1 protein-coding gene is annotated in these 373 nt (G+C 69.2%); it reads right to left on the bottom strand.

Annotation, left to right across the window (positions count from 1 at the left end):
- Positions 1 to 373, bottom strand: a 373-nt coding sequence (locus AX721_RS16855; protein ID WP_197422617.1) for an NAD(P)(+) transhydrogenase (Re/Si-specific) subunit beta, incomplete at both ends; no start/stop codon positions are given.

The following is a 373-nucleotide window of genomic DNA, read 5'->3' as shown; positions in this document are numbered from 1 at the left end:
ACGGCACGTTGGCCTCGGCCAGCAGCACGTTCATGTGCCCGGGCATCCGGCCGGCCACCGGGTGGATGGCGTACTTCACCTCGACGCCCTCTTCCTTAAGCACGTCGGCCATTTCGCGCAGCGCGTGCTGGGCCTGGGCCACGGCCATGCCGTAACCGGGGACGATGATCACCTTCGACGCGTTCTTCATGATGAAGGCGGCGTCGTCCGCCGAGCCCTGCTTCACCGGCCGCGTCTCGACCTTGCCGCCCGCCGCGGCCGCGCCGTCGTCGGCGCCGAAGCCGCCCAGGATCACCGAGACGAAGCTGCGGTTCATCCCCTTGCACATGATGTAGCTGAGGATCGCGCCCGACGAGCCCACCAGGGCGCCGGT

The organism is Phenylobacterium sp. CCH9-H3, assembly GCF_001557235.1.
Taxonomy (GTDB): Bacteria; Pseudomonadota; Alphaproteobacteria; order Caulobacterales; family Caulobacteraceae; genus Phenylobacterium.
The sequence above is the reverse complement of the archived record's forward strand: the minus strand, read 5'-3'. Positions and strand labels throughout refer to the sequence as shown.